This window comes from Azospirillum sp. B506 (assembly GCF_000333595.1).
Lineage (GTDB): Bacteria > Pseudomonadota > Alphaproteobacteria > Azospirillales > Azospirillaceae > Azospirillum.
Genome location: NZ_BADK01000695.1, coordinates 1 through 5,311 on the forward strand (window position 1 = coordinate 1; position 5,311 = coordinate 5,311).

Consider the following 5,311-nt stretch of genomic DNA (forward strand, 5'->3'; position numbering starts at 1 on the left):
CCCTCCTTTTCCGGTGCTGCGGCAGCGCTGCTTCCATAGCGTCCGGATGTCCAGGCCATTCCGCAAGGACCGCAAGGGGGCGTGGCGCAGATCATGGCGCGTGAAGCGCCTCATCGCTGTGTCGACTGTCAGATCTGCCCGGGACTTACACTGACACTCATGGTGTCGATGAAAGCGACCGTGGCGGCCTCGATACGGCGGAACCATCAGCTTGCGTCTTTCACCACTTTTATTACCGATTTCGAGCGGACGAACTGCAACCCGGAACGGGTGGAGCGGCTGACCCATCTTTGGAAGCTCCAGCCGGACCAGAAATCCCGCAAGACCCCACGCTGGTAAATGCATGGGGAGACCGTTTCGATGCGGCGCATTCGAACTGGGGCCTCGGCATGGATGACAGCGCTCGTGGTTGTTTCGGGGGCGGGGATGCTGTCTGGCTGTGCAGTCGATCCGGTCGGGCTGGCGATAGGTGCCGCGGGCAAGGCCGGCGCGCCGTCGCAGGCGGCTCAGGTGGCGGAGACGGCGTCATTCTATCGCGGCACGAGCTGTCAGGCGCCGGCGATGCTGCTGCAAATGAACACTGACCGCCTGTCCTCGGTGCCGCAGGGCTACTTCCAATCGATGTCGGTCAATATCCAGGCTTTGCGCCAGGTCATCATGGAACAGCGTTGTCCGGCTTCCGCCTCGGGTACGGTGACGGGTGTGGAGCCTTGGCTCCGAGCGCCACTGCCTCGGCAAAAGGCGCGGGGGGCGCCGGGGGCGGCACGCTGCCAGGATCGTCAACGGTGCCGGTGAGCGAACCGCAGGGCAGGGTTGGGATTTCGGTTGCCCCGGTGACGGACCAACCGGCGCAGGCGGTGGGGCTGGCGGCTCCGCGCGGGGTGTTGGTGGTGGAACTGATGCCGGGCGAGACGGCCGATGTGTCGGGCGTTCGGCCGGGCGACGTGATTCTCGATGTCCGTGGCGTGCCGGCGGGCGCCGTCCATGCCGATGCACCGGACCTAATGGCTGCACCGGTCGCCCCGCTGCGCGAGCGTTTCTGCGTGGCTCAGCTGATGACCTCGGGCGCTTCTGTCAGCGGCGTGCGCTCGCCGTGGTTCTCGGTGGGCAACACTGGCGGCGAGGCGGAGGTCGCCAAGGTGACAACGGCCTTTCAGCTGCCGGCGCGGGAACTGGCTTGGTCGCCGCCGACGCCGTAAGGCGGAGCGGTACCACCGCAGGGTCTCTCGATAGGAGTGAAAGGGAAAAGCCCGGACGGAGCCGGACCCCCTCTCCCCGCACTGGAGAAGGGGCCCCGCCGCCCGTCAAGCCACCCGCTTGCCGCGGAAGGCTTCGATGGTGCGCATCACGCCGCGCAGTTCGGCCAGGCCTTTCAGGCGCCCGACGAAGGAATAGCCGGGATTCATCGTCTGGCCGATGTCGTCGCCCAGCAGATGGCCGTGATCGGGGCGCATCGGGATCTGGGCGTCGGCACGGCCGGCCTGCCGGCGGCGGGCCTCCTCATCGATCATCGCCGCGGCCACGCCGATCAGGTCGGTGTCGCCACCCAGATGGTCGGCCTCATAGAAGGAGCCGTCCGGCTCATGCGTGGTGTTGCGCAGATGGACGAAGTGGATGCGCGGGGCGAACTCCTTCGCCATCGCCACCAGATCGTTCTTCGGGTTGGAGCCGAAGGACCCCGTGCACAGGGTCAGTCCGCAGGCTTCCTGCGGCACGGCGTCGAACAGCGCCCGCACGTCCTCCGCGGTGGACATCACGCGCGGCAGGCCGAAGATGGGGAAGGACGGATCGTCAGGATGGATGCACAGCCGCACTCCCTCCTCCTCCGCGACCGGCGCGATCTCGCGCAGGAACGCGATCAGATTTGCGCGCAGGTCCTCGACGCCGATCTCCTGGTACAGCTCCAGCATGCCGCGGAAGCTGTCGCGGTCATAGGCGAAGTCGCGGGCCGGCAGCCAGTCGATCAGGTTGCGCTCCAGTTCCGCCACCTGTTCCTCCGTCATCGCCTCGAACCGCGCCTTGGCAGCGGCGACGTGGGCGGGGGTGTAGCTGGCCTCCGCATTGCGGCGCTTCAGAACGAACAGATCGTAGGCGGCGAAATCGACGCTGTCGTACCGCAGGGCATAGCCGCCGTTCGGCAGCTTGTGCATCAGGTTGGTGCGGCTCCAGTCGGTGATGACCATGAAGTTGTAGCAGATCACCGGGATGCCGGCGCGGGCGACATTGCGGATCGACTGCTTGTAATTGTCGATCTTGGTGCGGAAGTCGCCGGTGCGGGTCTTGATCTCCTCGCCGACGCCGATGCTCTCAACCACCGCCCAGGTCAGGCCGGCGGCCTCGATCATCGCGCGGCGCTTCTGGATTTCCTCAGGCGTCCAGACGCTGCCCTGATTCATGTGGTGCAGCGCGGTGACGATGCCGGTGGCTCCGGCCTGGCGGGCCTTCTCCAGGGTGACGGGATCGTCAGGGCCGAACCAGCGCCAGGTTTCCTGCATGATATGGTCCTTTCAAATACGGGTGCGGGGGCGGAAGCCGCCGTTTGGTCAGGGAGTGGCGAGGACGTCCGCCAGCGTCTTGGCGACACCGACGCTCATCAGGCTGTCGAGATGGCGGACGACCGCGCTCCGGAAGGCGTATTCCGCCACCAGTTCCGGTGCGAAGATGTCCTCGATGGCGAACAGGGCGGCCGCCAGGGCGCTGGCATCGGTGCTGCGGGCGCGGGCAATGCGGGTCAGAGCCGCCGCCAGCGGATCGGCGACGGCGTAGGCGGTGCCGGCTTCGTCCTGTTCAAGCAGGAAGCGCATCCAGGCGGCGACGGCCAGCGGGATCACCGCCGGAATCTTGCCGGCGGCGAACAGTTCGCGCGCCGGTTCCAGCAGGCGCGGCGGCAGCTTCTGCGAGCCGTCGGAGGAAATCTGGATCGTGCGGTGGCGGATGCCGGGATTGCGGAAGCGCGCTTCCAGCGCCGCTGTATAGGCGGGGATGTCGGTTCCCGGCACCGGCGGCAGGGTGGGAATCAGGTCTTCCGTCCAAAGCCGCCGCATGACGGCGGGCAGCTGCCGGTCGGCCATGGCCCCGGCGATGGTCTCGATGCCGGCGATCCCCGACAGATAGGCCAGCAGCGAATGGGCGCCGTTCAGGCAGCGCAGCTTCATCAGCTCGAAGGGGTGGACGTCGTCGACAATGATGGCGCCGGCCTTCTCCCCGCCGGCCGGCCGAGCGGGAAGCGGTCTTCGATCACCCATTGCTTGAAGGGTTCGCTGACCACCGGCCAGGCATCGGTGCAGCCGGTCGCCTCCTCCACCGTGGCGCGGTCGGCGTCCTGGGTGGCGGGGGTGATGCGGTCGACCATGGTGCAGGGGAAGCTGACCTGCCCGGCGATGTAGGCGGCAAGGTCCGGATCGCACAGTTCGGCATAGCGCACGACGATGCCGCGCACCTTGATGCCGTTCTGGGCGAGGTTGTCGCAGACCAGCACGGTGAAGGGCGGCACCCCGGCGGCACGGCGGCGGCGGATCGCTTCGGCCAGCAGGCCGGGCACGCTGCGCGGATTGGCGGGATCGGCGAGGTCGGCGCGGATCAGCGGATGCGCCTCGTCCAGCGCGCCGGTGGCGGCGTCCTGGCAATAGCCCTTCTCGGTCACCGTCAGGGTGACGATGCGGATCTCCGGCTTTGCCAGCAGGTCCAGCACCTCGTCCAATTGATCGGCGGTGGCCATCGCGTCGAGGAAGGAGCCGACGACGCGCAGCCGGTCGTGGTTCTCTTCCCGCACCAGCAGGGTGTAGAGGCAGTCCTGAGGCTTCAGCGCGTCGCGGATCGCGGGAGACAGCGGATCGATGCCGACGATGCCCCAGCCATTGTCGCCGGTCGCCAGCACGTCGTCGGTGTAGGTGGCGAGATGGGCGCGGCAGAAGGCGCCGAGGCCGATATGGACGATGCCCGGAGTCACCGCGGCACGGTCATAGGTGGGACGCTCGACGGTCGGCGGCAGGCGATCCAGGGCAGCGGTGGAAAGACGGGTTCGGGAAGGGCGGGCCGCCGGCAGGGCGGTGTTCGCGTCGGGCATGATGGGCTCCGGGTCGCGGCGGTCGCTGCGGTCTCCCTGTCCGCTGCCCCCTGGGGGGCAGTGCGGGGGGCCGGTGCACCGTCATTCGGTAGAGGTTACGGTCGTTTCGAGGAAGACTCCGGGGCGGGGCGCCCCGGAGTGTCGGGACGGAGTTGGCGCGGGGATCAGACCTCGATCCCGGCCGGGGTCATGCCGGACCCGGTCTTCGGCAGGATGAAGTGCATGATCGCCAGGCCGACGAGGTAGAGCACCGACGCGATGCCGAACAGAACCTGATAGTTGCCGTTGGTCGCATCCAGCAGGCGGCCGACGCCCATCGACACGAACATGCCGACGAAGTAGGCGCAGAAACCGCCGATGCCGACCACCGAGCCCACCGCGTTGCGCGGCATGGTGTCGGAGACGATGGTGTAGACGTTGGCCGAATAGCCCTGGTGGGCGGAGGCGGCGATGCCGATCAGCAGCACGGCGACCCACATGCTGGACACGGTGGAGGCGAAGAACACCGGCAGGACGCACAGGCCGCAGACCAGGAAGGTCAGCTTGCGGGCACGCAGGGGCTTCACGCCGCGCTTGATCAGGTGCGAGGAGAACCAGCCGCCGCCGACGCTGCCGAAATCGGCCATGGTGTAGATGATGATCAGCGGCAGCATCGCCCCGAACAGGTTCACGCCATACTGCTTGTTGAGGAAGCCGGGGACCCAGTTCAGATAGAACCACCACACCGGAGCCGAGAAGCAGGTGCCGACGATGTTCGCCCAGGTGCCGCGGTAGCTCAGCAGCTTGAGCCAGGGGATGTTCTCCTGCGGCAGCACCGGGTCGCTGCGGATATAGGCCAGCTCCTCGGCCGTCAGCTTCGGATGCTCTTCCGGCTTGCGGTAGATCAGCAGCCAGGCGATGACCCAGAAGAAGCCGATGCCGCCGGTGACCAGGAAGGCTGCCTGCCAGCCATAGGCGACGAGCAGGATCGGCACCAGGACCGGCGCCACGACCGCGCCGACATTGGACCCCGCATTGAAGATGCCGGTGGCGAGCGCCCGTTCCTTGGCCGGGAACCACTCCGACACCGCCTTGATCGAGGCCGGGAAGTTGCCGCCCTCGGTCAGACCCAGGCCGGCGCGGGCGATCTTGAAGCCGAAGACGCTGCCCATGAGGGCGTGGATGCAGGCGAAGAAGCTCCAGCCGGCAACCGCGGCCGGCAGGCCGATGCGGATGCCGATCTTGTCCATCAGCCGGCCGCAGCCG

The 5,311-nt window shown here is 67.7% G+C and carries 7 protein-coding genes; 3 read left to right on the top strand and 4 right to left on the bottom strand.

What is annotated here, in order from left to right; all coding sequences use genetic code 11:
• Nucleotides 1–81: 81 nt before the first annotated feature.
• Genes I71_RS20795 through I71_RS38430 form a run of 3 tightly spaced genes read left to right on the top strand, consistent with a single transcriptional unit; the run spans nucleotide 82 to nucleotide 1,199 of the window.
• On the top strand, nucleotides 82–339 hold the full coding sequence (locus I71_RS20795; protein ID WP_148294312.1) for a hypothetical protein: 258 nt from the start codon (nucleotides 82–84) through the stop codon (nucleotides 337–339).
• Between the two features lie 54 nt (nucleotides 340–393).
• Entirely contained in the window at nucleotides 394–795 is a 402-nt protein-coding gene (locus I71_RS38425) for a hypothetical protein (RefSeq protein ID WP_159107415.1), read from the top strand.
• Nucleotides 792–1,199 carry a PDZ domain-containing protein gene (locus tag I71_RS38430; RefSeq protein WP_211098412.1) on the top strand — a complete coding sequence of 136 codons (408 nt, stop codon included), beginning with the start codon at nucleotides 792–794 and terminating at the stop codon, nucleotides 1,197–1,199. The genes I71_RS38425 and I71_RS38430 overlap by 4 nt, the downstream gene beginning before the upstream one ends.
• A gap of 105 nt (nucleotides 1,200–1,304) precedes the next feature.
• Here the strand turns inward: I71_RS38430 and uxuA are convergent, their stop codons facing one another.
• The 4 genes from uxuA to I71_RS20820 form a co-directional block, all read right to left on the bottom strand.
• The gene (gene uxuA, locus I71_RS20810) at nucleotides 1,305–2,495 is read right to left on the bottom strand and encodes a mannonate dehydratase (RefSeq protein WP_042697476.1); all 1,191 of its coding nucleotides are present in this window, start codon (nucleotides 2,493–2,495) and stop codon (nucleotides 1,305–1,307) included.
• A gap of 48 nt (nucleotides 2,496–2,543) precedes the next feature.
• Nucleotides 2,544–3,155, bottom strand: a complete 612-nt coding sequence (locus tag I71_RS39980; RefSeq protein WP_375731213.1) for a hypothetical protein — start codon at nucleotides 3,153–3,155, stop codon at nucleotides 2,544–2,546.
• A complete protein-coding gene (locus tag I71_RS39985; RefSeq protein WP_244433953.1) occupies nucleotides 3,155–4,066 on the bottom strand; it encodes a mannitol dehydrogenase family protein in 912 nt (303 codons plus the stop codon). Before I71_RS39985 ends, I71_RS39980 begins: the two co-directional genes overlap by 1 nt.
• Nucleotides 4,067–4,230: 164 nt before the next feature.
• The coding region (locus I71_RS20820; protein WP_042697479.1) for an MFS transporter at nucleotides 4,231–5,311 on the bottom strand (1,081 nt) is incomplete at its 5' end.